Here is a 16,167-nt window from a genome sequence, read left to right on the forward strand (position 1 = left end):
TTTGTGTTGATCCTATTTTTGATTGACTTAGTACCCCGGATTCTGGGTCAGCTGGCCACCGCTGAGCTGAATCTGCGGCTGCGGAATGGGAAACAGTTCGTGCTTGCCAGCAACGAAGTTCTTGCCCAGCGCCTGAAACACAGTTGCTGCCCGCCCCTGCCGTACCAGATCGAAATAACGATCGTGCTCGAACGCCATCTCGACCCGACGCTCTTTCCAGATCGCCTGCCGCAAATCGGCCTGCGCGGTGGTCGTTACGTTGGGCAGTACGCCCGTTGCACCACCCCGCGCCCGCGCCCGAACCAGATTCAGCGACGTAAGTGCCTTTGCCGACTGACCGAGCTCGTTAGCCGCTTCGGCGTTCATCAGCAGCACCTCGCCGTAGCGCAGCATACGCAGGTTTTTGTTGGTTTCCCAGGTGTCACCGTTGTTGGTCTCGCGGCTCAGGCTGACGTAGGCCTTGTAGTTGTAGTACGGGTTTTCGGCGTTGGCGCTGACCACCCGACCGTCCCAAAGGGTCATTCCCTTTTGAATAATCGTGCCGTCGCGCCGGGTGTCGCCGGTTTCGTAGGCGTTAAACAGGCTCTGCGAGGGCGTATTGAAGCCCCATCCCCAGCCGTTTTCGCCCCGTGCGCCCTGCGACTCGAAATATCCCTGAACCCCTTTGTTTGGCGTTACGCCCCGGCCCTGAATCTCGAAAATCGACTCGACGCCGTTCTCCGACGATTCGCGCCACAGTTCGCCGTAGTTGGGCAGCAGCGAATACTGCCCCGATGCGATGATCTCATCGGTTAGCTGCTGTACCACGCTCCATTTTTTCTCGTACATCGACACCTTTGCCAGCAGGGCTTTGGCCGCTCCTTTCGTAGCCCGGCCCAGGTCTGCCGCGTTATACTGCGACTTTTCGGGCAGGCTGCTTACGGCCCGGGTCAGGTCGCTTTCGATCTGCGTGTAGACCTGTGCCGCCGTTGCCCGGACGCGTCCGTTCTGAATGTCGCTGGCGTTGGTTGGGTCGGCCACTTTCGTGATGAGCGGCACCCCGCCAAACGAGCGCACGAGGTTGAAATAACAGTAGGCCCGCAGGAAGCTGGCTTCGCCAATGAGCCGGTTCTTCAGCGTGTCGTTGATGCTCAGGGCGGGCAGATTATCAAGCGCCTGATTGGCCCGCGCAATCGCTTCGTATTGCCCACCCCACACCTCGTTGAACGAAATGCTCGACGGCGTAAACGTAAAGTTGTCGAGCTGATCTTTGTCGGTACCGGTGTCGCCCGGCGAGCTGCCTTTGTCGGCGTCGTCGGAGACGATGCTGGTTATGCCATTCCACGAAAACGAGTGGAAGTTCCAGTCAAGCATTTTTGAGTAGATGGCATTGACCAGACTGGTAGCGGCATCGGCATTACTCGAAAAGAAATCAGTGGGCGTTTGCTGCCCCTGGGGTGGCACGTCCAGAAACGTTTTGGAACAGCCACTGGTCAGTACCAGCCCGCTCAGGAGGCCGTACGCAATTGTTTTTTGTATCGTGTTCATCGTTGTTGTCAGCTTAGAAACCAATGTTCAGGCCAGCCATGTATGCCGACGTTACCGGGTAGGTACTCAGTTCGATACCAGCGTTGAGCGGGTTGCTGCCGGGCAGTTCGGGCGTGTAACCCGAGAACGCTTTGATCGTCAGGGCGTTTTGCGCCGTCACGTAGAACCGTACCCGGCTCACTTTCAGGCTCGACACCAGCGACTTCGGCAGCGTATAACCAAGCGTGATATTATTGACACGGAAGAATGAACCCGACTCGACGTAGTACGTCGATGAAATCGGGACGGCATTGCTCGCGCGGGGCTCGGTATTGCTGGGGTTGGTCGTGGTCCAGCGATCAGCGCGCGACGCTTCGATGTTTTCGTTGCCAAACCGCTGCGCTTTCTTCCCGTTGTAAACCTTGTTACCGAGGTTGGCGTACCAGTCGGTCGAGAAGTCGAAATTGGCTACCGAAAACCCGCCGTTGACGCCGAAATACAGCTTGGGCTGGTACGACCCGACAAACACGCGGTCGTTGTCGTCGATTACGCCGTCGCCGTTCTGATCGACGTAGCGGAAGTCGCCGGGCAGCGTTCCTTCAATTTTAGCGGCCGTGTTATTGACTTGCTCCTGCGTCTGGAAAATACCGTTGGTTTGCCACACCCAGAAACTGCCGATGGGTTGCCCCACGGCCGTACGGGTTGTGTACTGCCCGTTGCCGATACCCCCTTCGTTGATCGGTAGACCGCCCTGCACGTCTTCCAGCCGGTTTTTATTGATCGTCACGTTGGCCCCGACATTATACTGGAAGCCGCCGGTTGATCCGTTCCGCCAGTTGAGCGCGAATTCGAACCCCTGGTTCCGCACGCTGGCGGCATTGGTCAGGTAGGAGCCGTCGACATCCCCGAAAATCGCGTCGATAGGCCGGGTAAACAGCGCGTCGGTCGTGTGTTTGTTGTAATAGGTGAATTCCCCCGTCAGCCGGTTTCTGGCCAGGGCAAACTCCAGCCCGATGTCCGTTCCGGTCGTGATTTCCCAGCGCAGATTCGGGTCGATCAGATTGGTAATCGTACGGCCCTGCTGCAAGGTCTGGTTGGTCCCGAACGCATAGTCGAGACCGCTGGCGATAGTGTACAAAAACGCGTTGGGGTCGATACGGTCGTTACCCGTTTTTCCCCAGCTTACGCGTGCTTTCAACTGATCGAACGGTGTTTTACCGCGCAGAAAAGGTTCTTCGCTGATTACCCAGCCCGCCCCGATCGACGGAAAGAAGCCCCACCGATTGTTGGTCGGAAACTTGGACGAACCGTCGTACCGGGCCGTTGCCGTCAGCAGATAGCGGTCGGAGAAGTTATAGTTGACCCGACCGATGTACGACTGACGCGTTTGAATACTGCCCGATTCGCTGTTGGTTGCCGTCGATGCGTTACCCGTGTTCAGGTAAAAATAGTTCGACTGGGGCGGCACATCCTGCCGACCGGCTGTCAGCAGATTATTCTGGAACCGTTCGGCCACGTAACCCGCCAGCACTTTCACCGTATGCTTCTCCGCAAAGGTGTTGCTATACTCGGCCGTATTGGTCCAGAGCCAGCGTGTGCTGCTCGACCGGCCTGTCGATAATTCGCTCGTCAGATTACGCTGATTGGCCGATACCTGATAGACCGGGTTGTAGTTGTAAGCCCGGTTGATGTTGCTTTAAATACCGAAATTAGAAAGCAACGTAATTTTTTTCAGTACGGTCAGATTTCCATAGAAAGACCCCTGCAACCGCAACCCGCGCGACTTATAGTTGGTATAATTGAGCTGGGCAACGGGGTTAGCGACGTTGTTTTGTGCCGTGTAGCCATACGATCCATCCGCGTTACGCACCGGCACCGTCGGCGCCTGCTTGTAGGCATTTGTAAACGCGGAGTAAGCGGCCGTGCTGGGCAGGGCCGGATCGCTCGTTCCGCTCAGGTTCGAGTTGTCGTTGGCCAGACTCAGGTTATGGCCTAGTTTGAACACCGGCGTCAGCGTGTATTCGTTGTTCAGGCGCAGTGTCAACCGCTCATAATCAGTACCCTGCAAAATACCTTTTTCGGTAAAGTAGCCAGCGCTGAAGAGGTAGGTCGTCTTTTCCGTACCCCCACTGACCGACAGCGCGTGATTTTGCTGAAAACCAGTTCGGGTGATGGCGTCGAACCAGTTGGTGTTCGTGTTACCAATCGTCGACGGATCGAATGGCAGGGCCGCCGTCGGATTGGTGTAGCGAAGCGCTTCGTTGTTGTACTGCGCGAACAACTGCGCATCCGCCATTTTCACCCGGAAAGCGGGCGTCCGAACACCAACATACGCATCGTAGCTCACGCTGGGAGCGCCCGTCTTACCCCGCCTTGTGGTGATTAGCACAACGCCGTTGGCCGCCCGAACCCCGTAGATAGCCGTTGCCGATGCGTCTTTCAGAATGTCGACCGACGTAATATCAGACGTGTTGATATTACGAATGTCTTCGGTGATGATTCCGTCGACAACGTACAGCGGATCGGCACCACCCAGCAGCGTACCGGTACCCCGAATACGTACGGTCGGTGCCTGACCCGGCGCACCGGAGTTGATAATCTGCACCCCCGCCACCTTGCTTTGCAGCGCCTGCGTAGCCGATAGCACCGGTTGCCGCACGAGCTCCTCACCTTTCACCTGCGCCACCGAGCCCGTCACGTCGATCTTCCGCTGCGTACCGTACCCGACGACAACCACTTCCTGTAGCGCACGGGCATCGTCGGCCAGTTCGACATTGATGGTCGATTGATTCCCCACGGGCACTTCCTGACTGGTCATGCCAATCATACTGAATTGCAGCACCGCCCCGCTCGGTGCCGTGATTTGGTAGGCACCATTGGCATCCGTAGCGGTACCGGTAGTCGTGCCCTTCACGAGAACACTAACACCGGGCAGGCCCTGTCTGTCGTTTTTGCTGACAACCTTCCCCGTAACAGTCTGGTTCTGAGCATACGTCACAGTAAACGTAGCCAGCCATACCAGCACAAAAAAGTAGCCTAGTTTTTTCATACGTGAGCAATTAATTTACAGTGAACACCATCTATAATTTGCCGGATACCCGCGTCGTACGGTTTGATTTTGTCGGCTTAAATCACGGTACAGCTACTTATCGGGTTTTCTATACGCGCTAATTACCTACTGTTCAGTAGGCTAAGTGACCAACTTTCGACCATTCCGCGTTAATCAAAAAATTCTTTTAATTATAATTTTTATAGAATTAATTTAATTTGAGAGACTATATAACCGCTCAATCAGCTATAGTGTTAGCTGTCCGTCGCGCTATTCTCAGAAAAACGTGAAATAATTATGGTAAGGCAATTGGCAGGCAGCGATCAACGCCCAACCCGTTGAAATCGTACCAACGTTTGACGCGCAGATTAATCAGGCGCGTCAGGTGTAGCTCGTTCAGGAAGACGTTCGACCAGTTGTCGAAACGTTCGCACTGAACGCCGAGGAAAAAGAAATAAACGCCCATGCTCAGGGCAGGCAGCAATCGTTTTTCCTCCGCACTCAACGGCCGTACCGACTCGTAACCCGCCAGAAATCGGTCTTTCTTGCGTCGGAACTCCGCTTCATCGGCTTCCGTGCTATGAAGCTGCATCAGGTAATACCCAACGTCTGTCGCCAGTGGGCCATTGCCGCAAAAATCGAAATCGAACAACGTGATAGTACCCGCCGGGTCAATGTTCAGGTTATCGAACCAGATGTCGAGGTGTAGTGCCCCCTGCCGAAGCTGCGTCTGATCGGCGTTGGTCAGCTCAGTCAGTAACGAGGCTTGTGCCGTTTGCAGGAACTGCATTTCGGGCGAGTCAGCTGGCAGAAACGGGGCTATTTTGGGGAGCGAATCGACCAGCAGATACGTAGGTGTGTAAGTGGCCCGGTCGAGCGCGAAGCCTTCGGTAAGCTGGTGAAGCCGCGCCATAATCCGGCCCATTTCTTCGTGTCTCTCTTCCGAAAACGTCAGTATTTTCTGCCCTTCGGCGAAAGAAAACAGCACTCCGTAGCGTAGCCCTTCCGGCGCATCAATTTCCTGAACATACTGCCCCGACGCGTCGGGCAGCGCATACGAAACTGGTATTCCTCCCTTTCTGACGTGCTTCAGCAACCGAATCTCCTCAGTAATATCAGTACGGGTTCGCCAGTTGAGGCTGTAGATGCGAAAGACAAATCTTTTATCCCCCGCCGTAACCAGATAGGTGTGATTCACCCCCGCCTTGATGAGCTGGCAGGTCGTTTCGTGACCCAGCGCGTACTGCTGCTGTACGAACGGGGCCAGATGAGCGGCCGACAGGATAGCCGAAGAAGCGGGGATAGACGTTGGCACAGCAGAGCAAGGTTTACGGATGCCACAAAGGTACGGCAAACTGGCCCTGCGCGCGTTACGACTTCGGCGTAAACCGGGCCGCGTCGATAATCGACCACAGATGAATGATCCAGCCCATCAGGATAAACCACAGGACAGCTGCCAGCACAAACTGCACGATTGCCATTAGCAGCCGCCCCTGCAAGAGCTGCCCTAAACCGGGGATGAAAAAGCTGCATAACGCGGCTAACACGTTGCCGCCCGACCCTTGTCCTGCCATTTGCATAGTTGTGCTTGTTTGTGGTCAGAACACCAGTGACCGACCCCATGTTACAGCCGTCGGGCCGCAACTACACCAATGGTGAATTCATGCGTTGAACGCACGGAATACGGGTTGAGCTCCTCACAGATTCCGCACGCTATCACGGTTCTGAGATCGTCACTGCCTGCCGAACGTATTGGTTGTTGCGCAACACATCAAGCATGAACCGGGCAACGTTGCGCCGACTGATCGTCAGGTTGGGCTTCGGCTGATTGTCGATAGTTTCGATGACCGGTTTGAGTGATTCGCCGTTGGTAAGGCCAACGGGCCGGATAATGGTCCAGTCGAGATTACTTTGCCGGAGTAGTTTTTCCTGCCGTTCGTGGTCACGATATGCTACGCCGATGTTGCTGTAATCAATCAGCCAGCGAAACCAGAACGGTATGTCTTTTTTGGTTTCGTTCGTTCCCCAGGCCGTCACGACAATCAGCCGACGAACGTTTTGTTCCTCGCAGATGGGTAGCAGCCGGGTCAGCAGATCTGATAGAAACGTTGGCGGGGTTCGCAGCGGTGCCCACGGAAAATCTGACGTTCGCGAGATGTTGAGCGTGCTGATTACGGCGTCACAGCCCACCACAGCCCGTTGCAACGAGTCAGCATCAAGCGCCGGACTTTCGATGACGGTCAATCTACCCGACGAAATACCAATTTTCTGCCGATCACGCACCAACACGGTCACCTGATAACCTTGCGCCAACGCTACAGTAAGCAATTGTTTACCAGTTCGGCCCGTAGCACCGAGAATAAAAACACGCATAGTCGTTTACGGATTCATCAGAAAATGTTCTCGGTGGTAAGCCAGAAATTGCCGATCAATACGGTGGTTTGCTTTCTGATGCAGTTGCCCATCCAACCCAATCAAGCCCATATCATTGGCGATACCGAAACCACCGAAGTCGAACATAACGTGGTGGTTTGGGCACAGACAGAGCAGATTCGTCAGCGTGTCCGGTCCGTTGTGCGGGCGGCCCAGCGGCTGAATATGTGCTGCTTCGGCATATGGGCCCGCGCTAGTGAAGACCAGCGTACGGCACACCTGACACTGATATTCATACAGTTCTTTGACGTGCAGAGCTATTTCAGTATTCCGTACGATGCGCTGAATCGTTACGTCAACACGTCTGGTTTCTCCGTATGTCTGTCGCTCTTCGTCAACCTGATTTGGCGCGCCAACCGTAACCAGTTTTACCAACCGAAATCGCCACACGTAAAACCCCGACCGACCCCGTTCCCGCCAGTACGAATCGATTCGGTACAGGCCATCATAGCGGTACCCTTCCGTTGGCGAAAACGGCGACCGATGGTTATACCCCCGAATGACCCGCACCGGCAGCCCACGCTGACAATTGAGCGCCAGCGCCAGATTCTGCCGCGCCAGCTGCTGATCAGTCACCTGTTGTCCCGTGTCCAGACTGCGCCCACCGTGGCCGGTATAGATGATCTCGTCACCCAGATCTTCGTCGTCCTCATACCCACCCGACAGCACAATCGAATCGGCTCCTTCCAACTGCGACCCGCTGATGCCCGCTTGTAAAGGTCTGTGTACGCCGTAATGAGAAAGCATCACGCGACTCTCGAACTCGCTGCCTTCCGGTATGCCGGGTATGTCACCGAAGATGCGGGTGGGCATGGCTTTAATGCAAAAAGAAACCCAGACTATTTAGCTGGGTACAGTAACGGTTGACCAAGATTACTACGTCATCAAAGTAGCTTGATCACGGTGATAATTAGCGATGCAAAGCCAAACAGCAACACGATCAACCATTTAAGCTGATCTTTAAAACCACGTTCAACACTTGTTTCCAGACGAGATACTTCCGTCTTGATCAACGCTTCCAGTCGCGACGTTTCCGTCTTCAACGTTTGCTCCAGACGGGAGTCTTCGCGTTCCAGTTTACGGAAATCATCTTTCGAAGCAAAGCTTTCTTTCTGCGCCGAAATTTTTTCCTGCGCTTTCTCATCGATGAACTGAAGCACAGTACCAGCTTCGTCTTCACCGAATTTATTCTTAAAAATTTCGTAGGCTTTGAGTTCTAAGGCGGTCATGGTCAGGACGGTGGTGTTTCCGTAAAGATAACGTTTCTCCAATAACCGGATATATTGGCAGTTTGATTCCAGAAAGCAAACCGGCACCGGAAATGATCCGGTGCCGGTTAATTACTCAGCAGTTAGCCCGTTATTTTACAATCCCAGCACCTTCTTATTGAAGCTTTCGTCGGCACCGGTACCGGCGAAGTCGTCGAAGGCGCGTTCGGTGACGCGGATGATATGGTCGGCGATGAAGGGGGCCCCTTCGGCAGCGCCCTGTTCGGGGTGCTTGATGGCACACTCCCACTCCAGCACCGCCCAACGGTCGTAGTCGTACTGCGCCAGTTTGGAGAAGATACCCGAGAAATCGACCTGCCCGTCGCCCAGCGACCGGAACCGACCGGCCCGCTCGACCCAGCCCTGATACCCGCCGTATACGCCCTGCTTACCCGTCGGGTTGAACTCAGCGTCTTTCACGTGGTAGGCGAAAATGCGGTCGTGGTAGAAGTCGATGAATTGCAGGTAGTCGAGCTGCTGCAAGACAAAGTGGCTGGGGTCGTAGTTGATCCCGGCGCGGGGGTGGTTACCCACTTTTTCGAGGAACATCTCGAACGTGATGCCGTCGTGCAGGTCTTCACCGGGGTGCAGCTCATACGCCACGTCGATGCCGGCATCTTCGTACGCGTTCAAAATGGGCGTCCAGCGGTTGGCGAGTTCGGTAAAGCCCGTCTCGACCAGACCGGCCGGGCGCTGCGGCCACGGATAGACGAATGGCCACAGCAGCGCTCCCGAAAACGTCGGACTAGCTTTCAGACCAAGGTTTTTCGACGCTTTGGCCACCATCAGCAACTGGTCGGTGGCCCACGCCTGCTGGTCTTTGGGCTTACCCGCCAGCTCAGCCGGACCAAAGCCATCGAACATGGCACCGTAAGCCGGGTGAACGGCTACCAACTGCCCTTGCAGGTGCGTCGCCAGTTCGGTCACTTCGACACCGATTTCGGCCAGCTTACCTTTGTACTCGTCGCAGTACGTCTGACTTTCTGACGCCTGTTTGAGGTCGATCATGCGCGGGTCCCAGGTCGGGATCTGCACACCTTTGTAGCCGAGGTCGGCCATGTATTTTGCGATGGACTCGAGCGAATTAAACGGCTCGGTATCGCCTAAGAACTGGGCCAGAAAAATGGCCGGGCCTTTCATTGTTTTCATGTGTTTCAGGGTTCTTCTGTTCGCAGGTACACCAGCAGGCAGCCTTTGTTTTGTCGGGTATTGAAATCAACGAATTCGCTAAGTCGGGCTGTAAACAGGCTGATTAATGCCTGATTACTCATATTGCCGGTACGCAACCAAATGATCTTGGGTGGAAATCCTTTGACAGCCCCAATCATCGGAATGTCTTTATCGAATGTCACGACCACATAATCCTCGCGTTTAGCATATTCCCAGATAGCAAAATCATCGGCGTCAAGCAATCCTACTTCGCGAACGCCAACACTATCGGGCAGCGTAACTTTTAACTGCTTTACTACCCTGTAGGAAATATTCTGGTCGAACAAAAACCGCATCATGCAGCCATCAGCATTATACCATTATCACGATCCGCAGCGAAGAGTAAAGCCGCCTGAATATCGTCCTGCGTCAACTCCGGGAAGTCGTCGATAATTTCTTCGGTAGTCATACCTCTACCCAGCCAGCCCAGAATATCGCCGACTGTAATCCGCATTCCCCTGATGCACGGTTTCCCTCCGCGCTTGCCGGGTTCGATGGTAATAATGTGTTGATACTTCGCCTGGTATTGCATGATACGCTACGATTTAGTCAATGCTAATTTACACCTCCACCCATGCCTGCTTGCGATTACTTTCCAGAATCTTTTCGCATATGAGCAGTTCGCGGTAGCCGTCGGCGAAGGTTGGGAAGGTCGGGTTTTCGGGCATCTTGCCAGCCTCTACAGCCGCGTACACTTCCTTGAACAACTGCTTCGAGGTGTCGGGGAAGCCTTCATTGTGGCCGCCGGGGAACGAAATAAGCGAACGCGCGTCAGCGTGGAACAGGGCTGGGTCGCGCATCAGGCTCTCGTTGTAGCCGTCGCGGTTACCGATCCACATTTCGTTGGGAGCCTCCGAATTCCAGGCAAACGTTTTCTTCGAGCCGGCAATCTCCAGCTTCATCTGGTTTTTGCGTCCGGCCGACACCTGCGATACCGTGATAACGCCCCGGTTGCCGTTGTCGAAGCGGAGCAGCACGTTGGCGTGGTCTTCGGTATTGATGGGTACGTCGGCGTAATCTTCGGGTTGCAGCATCTTGCCCGAATACGTTTCGACGGGTTTCAGCGGCTTCTTCCGCACCTTGTGTACGGTGTTGAAGTCGGCCATGACGGCGACGGTTTTCAGTCCGGTGATGTACTCCAGACTGTCCATTAGGTGCGATCCAATATCGGCAATGGCCCGCGAGTCGCCCGATTTGTCGGGTTCGAGCCGCCAGTTGTAGTCTGTGTTGTAGAACAGCCAGTCCTGCAAATACGAGCCGATGACCGAGTAGACTTCACCGAGGTCGTCCTGCTCACGCATCACTTTCATCTGCCGCACCAGCGGATAATAGCGCAGGTTGAAATGCACGGCATTGACCAGTCCGGTTTCCTTTGCAATCTGTACGAGTTCTTCCGCTTCGTGCAGGTCTTTAGCCAGCGGCTTTTCACAGACGACGTGCTTCCCCGCCAGCAGAGCCGCCTTCGACTGCGCGTAGTGCAGGAAGTTGGGCGTACAGATATGCACGACCTGAATGTCGTCCATCTTGAGCATCTCGTCGAACGTAGCCGACCGCTCAATACCCAGTTGATCGGCCTTCTGCCGAGCCAGCTCGGGAGTCACCTCGCAAAGCGCAAGCACATTCGTATTCGGTAGTCGACGCAGTGCTTCGATGTGCGCAGGTCCGATGAATCCAGTGCCGACAACGGCAATGTTTATTTTTGACATGGGGGGAATTGAATTATCGAATGATTGAGTGATTGAGTGATTGAATGTTTGTAACTAGCTGCGTTTGTCGGTAGACGTATTTTTACGGGCTGTTGAAAAGACTGACAGTAACTCCGTCGCTTCTGTAATCAGATTTTGGAGTTTAACTACAGGAACAATCTCTGCCTCGGTTAGCAGTTCCATCCAGAACAGAGTCTCATCGGTTTCTTCAACGACGATACTGAGTTTTGCAAAATATTCCGCCTGGCTTCGGGCACGGCAAACGGCCCGGTAATTAGCCGCTACAGAAGTAGCTGATCGTAAAAGTTGACGTCCTATTATACGTGCTTCGTCGGTCTTGGGTAACGAACGAAATAATCGGATAACCCGCAACGCCAATTCTTTAGTCCGTCTCTGCATCTGCTGCACAAACTCAACTTTTTCCATCTTTCAAGTGTGGTGGGGGAATAAATGGTGAATGATTAAGTAGTTGAATGATTGAGTGATGAAATGATTGAATGGGTTCATGCGTCAGCTTATTCAATCATTCCATCACTCAATCATTCAATTATTGTACAAACTTCGTCCACTTCGTCTCCTCGTCCTTGCTTGAGGCAATGACGGTGTCGATGAAAGCGAGGCCGCGAACGCCATCGTGGACGCCGGGGAAGTCGTAGAGCGGATCGGCGGGGCGGCCTTCCATGTGCGCTTTCACGGCGAAAGCGAAGTTGCGATAGATGTTGGCAAACGCTTCAAAAAAGCCTTCGGGGTGACCCGCCGGTAAACGCCAGTGCGCCTTCGCCGACGCTGACAGGTCGCCGACGTTGGGCCGGATAATATTGTGGCTCGTCTGGGTTTTGTGATGCAGCGTGTTGGGTTCCATCTGATGCCATTCCAAACCGCCCAGTTCACCCCAGACGTAAATCTTGAGCGAGTTTTCTTCGCCGTTCGCCACCTGACTAACCTGCAACATACCCTTCGCCCCCGCGTCGAAGCGGAGCAGCACGTTGGCATCGTCGTCGAGCTGGCGGCCAGGCACGAAAGCGGTCAGGTCGGCGCAGAGTTCGCTGATGTGCATGCCGGTAATGTATTCGGCCAGGTTTTCAGCGTGGGTACCGATGTCGCCGATGGCACCGGCCGCCCCCGAACGCGCCGGGTCGGTGCGCCAGATCGCCTGTTTGTAGTCGTTGTGTTCTTCGTCTTTTGAGAGCCAGCCCTGCGGGTACTCGACAACCACTTTGCGGAGCTTGCCTAACACGCCGTCCTGCACCATGGCGCGGGCCTGCTTCACCATCGGGTAGCCCGTATAGTTGTGCGTCAGGCCGAAGACGAGTCCGCTTTTTTCGACAATCTCGGCGAGGTCTTTGGCCTGTTGCAGATTCAGCGTCATCGGCTTGTCGCAGATCACGTGAAAGCCGTTTTCGAGGGCCATTTTGGCGGGCGGGAAGTGCATGTGGTTCGGCGTCACGATACTGACGAAATCCATCCGCACGTCTTCTGGCAGCTCCTTCTCGCGCTGAATCATTTCCTCGAAGCTCGTATACACCCGATCGTCGGGCAGGTAGAGGGCCTTGCCGGTCGCCTTTGACTTTTCGGGCGACTGACTGAAGACACCACAAACCAGTTCGATTTCGTTGTCCAGCGTAGCGGCCCGGCGGTGAACCGCGCCAATAAACGCGTCGAGGCTACCCCCGATCTGCCCCATCCGCAATTTCCTGTGCATTTCCATGTAGCGTTGACTGTAAGAGAATTAGGTACTACCCCCGGTAAAAGAGCCTGATAAATACCAGCAGACGAGGTAGAATGCCGCCGGTAAGTAAAACCGAAAGAGACGAAAACATACCCCTTTCGAGGGCCGGAAATTAGCGGTTTTAGCTTATTTTTCGGAAATTTTAGACAAATACTGCCTGAACCGATGAGTTTAGCGGCCGTTTTTTCTTTTGTCTGACAAACCCTTTCGTCACAATTTAACCCCTTACCTCACTCATATGGATCTATCCATCAATCGCTCACGGCTGTTCATTGCGAGCTGCTTTGCGATCATCACTACAGCCATGGCGTTCGCTATCCGGGCGGGCGTACTGACTCAACTGGGTGCAGAGTTCAACCTGTCCGCGAAGGAACTGGGCTACGTGAATCAGATGGCATTCCTGGGCTTCCCCATCGCGATGATTTTCGGCGGGCCGCTCTACAATGTCATTGGGCCAAAGCGCATTGCCTGGGTAGCGTTTTTCGCACACGTACTGGGTCTGGTGCTGACGATTACCGCCACTGGCTTCTGGAGCCTGCTCATCTCGACGTTCTTCGTTGGCTTCGGCAACGGTACCGTCGAAGCGGCCTGTAACCCAATGGTAACTGATATGTACAGCGGCAACCAAACCACCAAGATGCTCAACCGGCTGCACATGTGGTTTCCCGGCGGTATCGTAATCGGTAGCCTGCTGTCGAAGTTCATGACCGGGGCTAACCTCGGCTGGCAATTACAGATCGGGGCTATCCTGATCCCGGCGGTTATTTACGCGTTCCTGTTCCTGGGTCAGCAGTTCCCGGCCAGCAAGGCAGAAGGTGCTTCGTCGACAGGTGGTAACCTCAAGGCAATGGCGTCTCCGCTGTACCTGTTTATGCTGGTTTGCATGGCCCTGACGGCCATTTCGGAATTTGGCCCTGAGCAATGGATCGACCCAATCATGAAAAACGCCGGTGCTGACCCGATGATTATTCTGGCGCTGGTAACGGGTCTGATGGCCGTTGGTCGGTTCTTCGCCGGCCCGATCGTTCACCGCCTGAACCCGACGGGTGTTATCTGGGGATCGTCGGTGATGGCGGCTCTGGGTATCTACCTGATGGGCAACGCAACGGGTGGCATGGTCTATCTGTCGGCCATTGTCTTCGCCATTGGTGTCTGTTATTTCTGGCCAACCATGCTGGGCTTTGTCGCTGAATACATCCCAAAGTCGGGCGCGTTCGGCCTGTCGATCATGGGCGGTATGGGTATGTTTGCCACGTCGATTTTCCAGCCCGTTATCGGTGGCTGGCTCGATCAGGAAGCGGCCAAGCGGGGCCTGACGGCCGAAACGGCTGACCTGGCTACCGGTCAGGCTACGCTGGGGCACATGGTCATCTTCCCGCTGATTCTGATCGTCGCGTTTGGCGTACTGTTCTTCGTAATGCGCAACCGCAAGCCCGACCACGCCAACGATATGGTTGCCGCTAGTCAGCCGCAGTTGTAACGTCGTTTCTCTTTCCTCGAAGCCCCGCTATCAGACGATAGCGGGGCTTTTTGTTTATGCGTATTTTTCCCACCGGCGGCTACCGTACATTTTCCGTTAAAAGTCTATTAAATAGCTGATTACCAACCTAAAATCTGTTAAACTGTACGCTCTTTTTAGTGTCTTTTGCGAAACGATGCGCTCCAACGCACGCTACTAACCCAAAACGTCATGGCTTTGCTCGATCCGTTTACCCAGCCGCTCACGTCGGCGCAGGTCGGCTATCTGCTCCGACGCGCTACGTTCGGTCCTACGCCCGATCAGCTCAAAACGCTGACGGGACAGACAGCCGCTCAGATCGTGTCGGCAATGCTTACCGATCGCGCCACCCCCACCCCACCGCTTGATCCGGCCACAAACAAAACCTACGTCGATCAACCGTTCGACATGGTTAATGCGGGCAAGTTCCAGACATATAACAAAGCCTGGTGGGCCAATCAGATGCTCAATCAGGCGTTGTCGCTGCCGGAGAAAATGACCCTGTTCTGGTCGAACCATTTCGTTACTAATGATTCAACAGTTGGTGATTACCGGTATATGTACCGCTACAATGCGCTGCTCCGGGAGTATGCGCTGGGTAATTTCAAGGCGTTTGTCGTTGCCATCACGCAGGATCCGGCTATGCTGCGGTTCCTCAACGGCAACCAGAACGTAGCGGGGACGGCCAACGAAAACTATGCCCGCGAGTTGCAGGAATTGTTCACGACCGGACGTAATGGCGGCTATACCGAAGACGATGTCCGGGCAGTTGCCAAAGCCCTGACCGGCTGGACCGACGTTGGCTACCGCGATGTGAACAACGCCACGATCAGCACAGTGTACCGGGCCAACAAACACGACACGACCAGCAAAACGTTTTCGGCGGCTTACGGGAAAACCGTTATTCAGGGCCGTACGGGTGATACCGGCGGTTTGGCCGAACTGAATGATCTGGTCGATATGCTGCTGGCTAACCCCGAAACGCCCCGCTATATCTGCCGCAAACTCTACCGCTGGTTCATCAACTCCGACATTACAACCGACGTTGAAACCAACTTCATTCAGCCGCTGGCGGTGCTGTTTCAGAAGAGTAAATTCGAGATAAAACCCGTTGTGTCGGCGATGCTGCAAAGCCAGCATTTCTTCGACGAAAAGCTGCGTGGTGCGGTCATCAAATCGCCCACCGACCTCGTCGTTGGCACCTTCCGTTTCTGGGGGTTACAGGCTCCCGACCCAATGCAGAATCTGGCCGGTTTTTATCAGGTTGGCTCGTACGTCTACGCCCGCATCAAAGAGCAGCAACAGGACATTCTCAACCCACCCACCGTCTTCGGCTGGACACCCTATTACCAGACGGGCTACTATCAGCAGTGGATCAACTCCACGACGCTCGGCCTGCGCGGTTTCTTCGCCGACGCGCTGACAACCAACGCGCTGAAGCTGAACAACAAACCAGCTGTCGACGTGCTGACTTACGCCAAAAACCTGTCGGCACCAAGCGACCCCGCCAGGCTGGTCAGCGATCTGACCGCACAGGTGATCGGCATTCCGGTCAATCAGGCACAGACTGATTTTTTGACCGACACGGTACTGCTCAACTCGATTCCGCGCTACGAATGGGCCGACGAATGGCTTGCCTACACCGCCAGCCCCAACGACTCAGCCAAGAAACAGGCTGTTCAGCTCAAACTGACCGCGCTTCTCCAGTACATCTTCCGCATGGCCGAGTATCAGGTAATTTAATGTTGAATGATGGAGTGATAGAATGA

General features: G+C 54.7%; 14 protein-coding genes and 1 pseudogene. 2 read left to right on the top strand and 13 right to left on the bottom strand.

Going from position 1 to position 16,167, the window contains the following annotated elements; genetic code table 11:
- Positions 1-27: 27 nt before the first annotated feature.
- From HH216_RS24080 to HH216_RS24140, 13 genes and pseudogenes are all read right to left on the bottom strand, one after another.
- A complete protein-coding gene (locus HH216_RS24080) occupies positions 28-1,527 on the bottom strand; it encodes a RagB/SusD family nutrient uptake outer membrane protein (RefSeq protein ID WP_169553179.1) in 1,500 nt (499 codons plus the stop codon).
- A 13-nt stretch (positions 1,528-1,540) separates the two neighbouring features.
- A pseudogene (locus HH216_RS24085) lies at positions 1,541-4,555 on the bottom strand (SusC/RagA family TonB-linked outer membrane protein).
- 295 nt (positions 4,556-4,850) lie between these two features.
- The gene (locus HH216_RS24090; protein ID WP_254448605.1) at positions 4,851-5,870 is read right to left on the bottom strand and encodes a phosphotransferase; all 1,020 of its coding nucleotides are present in this window, start codon (positions 5,868-5,870) and stop codon (positions 4,851-4,853) included.
- A gap of 55 nt (positions 5,871-5,925) precedes the next feature.
- Positions 5,926-6,135 (bottom strand): hypothetical protein, encoded by a 210-nt coding sequence (locus tag HH216_RS24095; RefSeq protein WP_254448606.1) that lies wholly within the window; start codon positions 6,133-6,135, stop codon positions 5,926-5,928.
- A 136-nt stretch (positions 6,136-6,271) separates the two neighbouring features.
- Positions 6,272-6,928 carry an NAD(P)-dependent oxidoreductase gene (locus HH216_RS24100; protein ID WP_169553180.1) on the bottom strand — a complete coding sequence of 219 codons (657 nt, stop codon included), beginning with the start codon at positions 6,926-6,928 and terminating at the stop codon, positions 6,272-6,274.
- Positions 6,929-6,934: 6 nt separating this feature from the next.
- On the bottom strand, positions 6,935-7,801 hold the full coding sequence (locus HH216_RS24105) for a YDG/SRA domain-containing protein (RefSeq protein ID WP_169553181.1): 867 nt from the start codon (positions 7,799-7,801) through the stop codon (positions 6,935-6,937).
- Positions 7,802-7,872: 71 nt separating this feature from the next.
- On the bottom strand, positions 7,873-8,217 hold the full coding sequence (locus tag HH216_RS24110; RefSeq protein ID WP_169553182.1) for a hypothetical protein: 345 nt from the start codon (positions 8,215-8,217) through the stop codon (positions 7,873-7,875).
- Between the two features lie 135 nt (positions 8,218-8,352).
- Positions 8,353-9,405: a sugar phosphate isomerase/epimerase family protein gene (locus HH216_RS24115; RefSeq protein ID WP_169553183.1), complete on the bottom strand. Its 1,053-nt coding sequence runs from the start codon at positions 9,403-9,405 to the stop codon at positions 8,353-8,355.
- Between the two features lie 5 nt (positions 9,406-9,410).
- The gene (locus tag HH216_RS24120) at positions 9,411-9,764 is read right to left on the bottom strand and encodes a DUF5615 family PIN-like protein (protein WP_254448607.1); all 354 of its coding nucleotides are present in this window, start codon (positions 9,762-9,764) and stop codon (positions 9,411-9,413) included.
- Positions 9,761-9,997 carry a DUF433 domain-containing protein gene (locus HH216_RS24125; RefSeq protein WP_169553184.1) on the bottom strand — a complete coding sequence of 79 codons (237 nt, stop codon included), beginning with the start codon at positions 9,995-9,997 and terminating at the stop codon, positions 9,761-9,763. Before HH216_RS24125 ends, HH216_RS24120 begins: the two co-directional genes overlap by 4 nt.
- Before the next feature lie 28 nt (positions 9,998-10,025).
- A complete protein-coding gene (locus tag HH216_RS24130) occupies positions 10,026-11,171 on the bottom strand; it encodes a Gfo/Idh/MocA family protein (protein ID WP_169553185.1) in 1,146 nt (381 codons plus the stop codon).
- A gap of 54 nt (positions 11,172-11,225) precedes the next feature.
- The gene (locus HH216_RS24135) at positions 11,226-11,597 is read right to left on the bottom strand and encodes a four helix bundle protein (RefSeq protein WP_169553186.1); all 372 of its coding nucleotides are present in this window, start codon (positions 11,595-11,597) and stop codon (positions 11,226-11,228) included.
- Positions 11,598-11,718: 121 nt separating this feature from the next.
- The gene (locus tag HH216_RS24140) at positions 11,719-12,855 is read right to left on the bottom strand and encodes a Gfo/Idh/MocA family protein (protein WP_169553508.1); all 1,137 of its coding nucleotides are present in this window, start codon (positions 12,853-12,855) and stop codon (positions 11,719-11,721) included.
- 283 nt (positions 12,856-13,138) lie between these two features.
- Between HH216_RS24140 and HH216_RS24145 the strand changes: the two genes are divergently transcribed.
- Both HH216_RS24145 and HH216_RS24150 read left to right on the top strand, forming a co-directional pair.
- A complete protein-coding gene (locus HH216_RS24145; protein WP_169553187.1) occupies positions 13,139-14,380 on the top strand; it encodes an MFS transporter in 1,242 nt (413 codons plus the stop codon).
- A gap of 210 nt (positions 14,381-14,590) precedes the next feature.
- Positions 14,591-16,141, top strand: coding sequence for a DUF1800 domain-containing protein (locus HH216_RS24150; RefSeq protein WP_169553188.1), 1,551 nt, complete (start codon positions 14,591-14,593; stop codon positions 16,139-16,141).
- Positions 16,142-16,167 lie beyond the last annotated feature (26 nt).

This window comes from Spirosoma rhododendri (assembly GCF_012849055.1).
Lineage (GTDB): Bacteria > Bacteroidota > Bacteroidia > Cytophagales > Spirosomataceae > Spirosoma > Spirosoma rhododendri.

Coding starts and splice junctions, on each gene's coding strand:
- HH216_RS24145 (WP_169553187.1), top strand. CDS start 13,139: ATGGATCTATCCATCAATCGCTCACGGCTGTTCATTGCGAGCTGCTTT.
- HH216_RS24130 (WP_169553185.1), bottom strand. CDS start 11,171: ATGTCAAAAATAAACATTGCCGTTGTCGGCACTGGATTCATCGGACCT.
- HH216_RS24115 (WP_169553183.1), bottom strand. CDS start 9,405: ATGAAAACAATGAAAGGCCCGGCCATTTTTCTGGCCCAGTTCTTAGGC.
- HH216_RS24140 (WP_169553508.1), bottom strand. CDS start 12,855: ATGGGGCAGATCGGGGGTAGCCTCGACGCGTTTATTGGCGCGGTTCAC.
- HH216_RS24095 (WP_254448606.1), bottom strand. CDS start 6,135: ATGCAAATGGCAGGACAAGGGTCGGGCGGCAACGTGTTAGCCGCGTTA.
- HH216_RS24110 (WP_169553182.1), bottom strand. CDS start 8,217: ATGACCGCCTTAGAACTCAAAGCCTACGAAATTTTTAAGAATAAATTC.
- HH216_RS24150 (WP_169553188.1), top strand. CDS start 14,591: ATGGCTTTGCTCGATCCGTTTACCCAGCCGCTCACGTCGGCGCAGGTC.
- HH216_RS24125 (WP_169553184.1), bottom strand. CDS start 9,997: ATGCAATACCAGGCGAAGTATCAACACATTATTACCATCGAACCCGGC.
- HH216_RS24120 (WP_254448607.1), bottom strand. CDS start 9,764: ATGATGCGGTTTTTGTTCGACCAGAATATTTCCTACAGGGTAGTAAAG.
- HH216_RS24080 (WP_169553179.1), bottom strand. CDS start 1,527: ATGAACACGATACAAAAAACAATTGCGTACGGCCTCCTGAGCGGGCTG.
- HH216_RS24105 (WP_169553181.1), bottom strand. CDS start 7,801: ATGCCCACCCGCATCTTCGGTGACATACCCGGCATACCGGAAGGCAGC.
- HH216_RS24135 (WP_169553186.1), bottom strand. CDS start 11,597: ATGGAAAAAGTTGAGTTTGTGCAGCAGATGCAGAGACGGACTAAAGAA.
- HH216_RS24100 (WP_169553180.1), bottom strand. CDS start 6,928: ATGCGTGTTTTTATTCTCGGTGCTACGGGCCGAACTGGTAAACAATTG.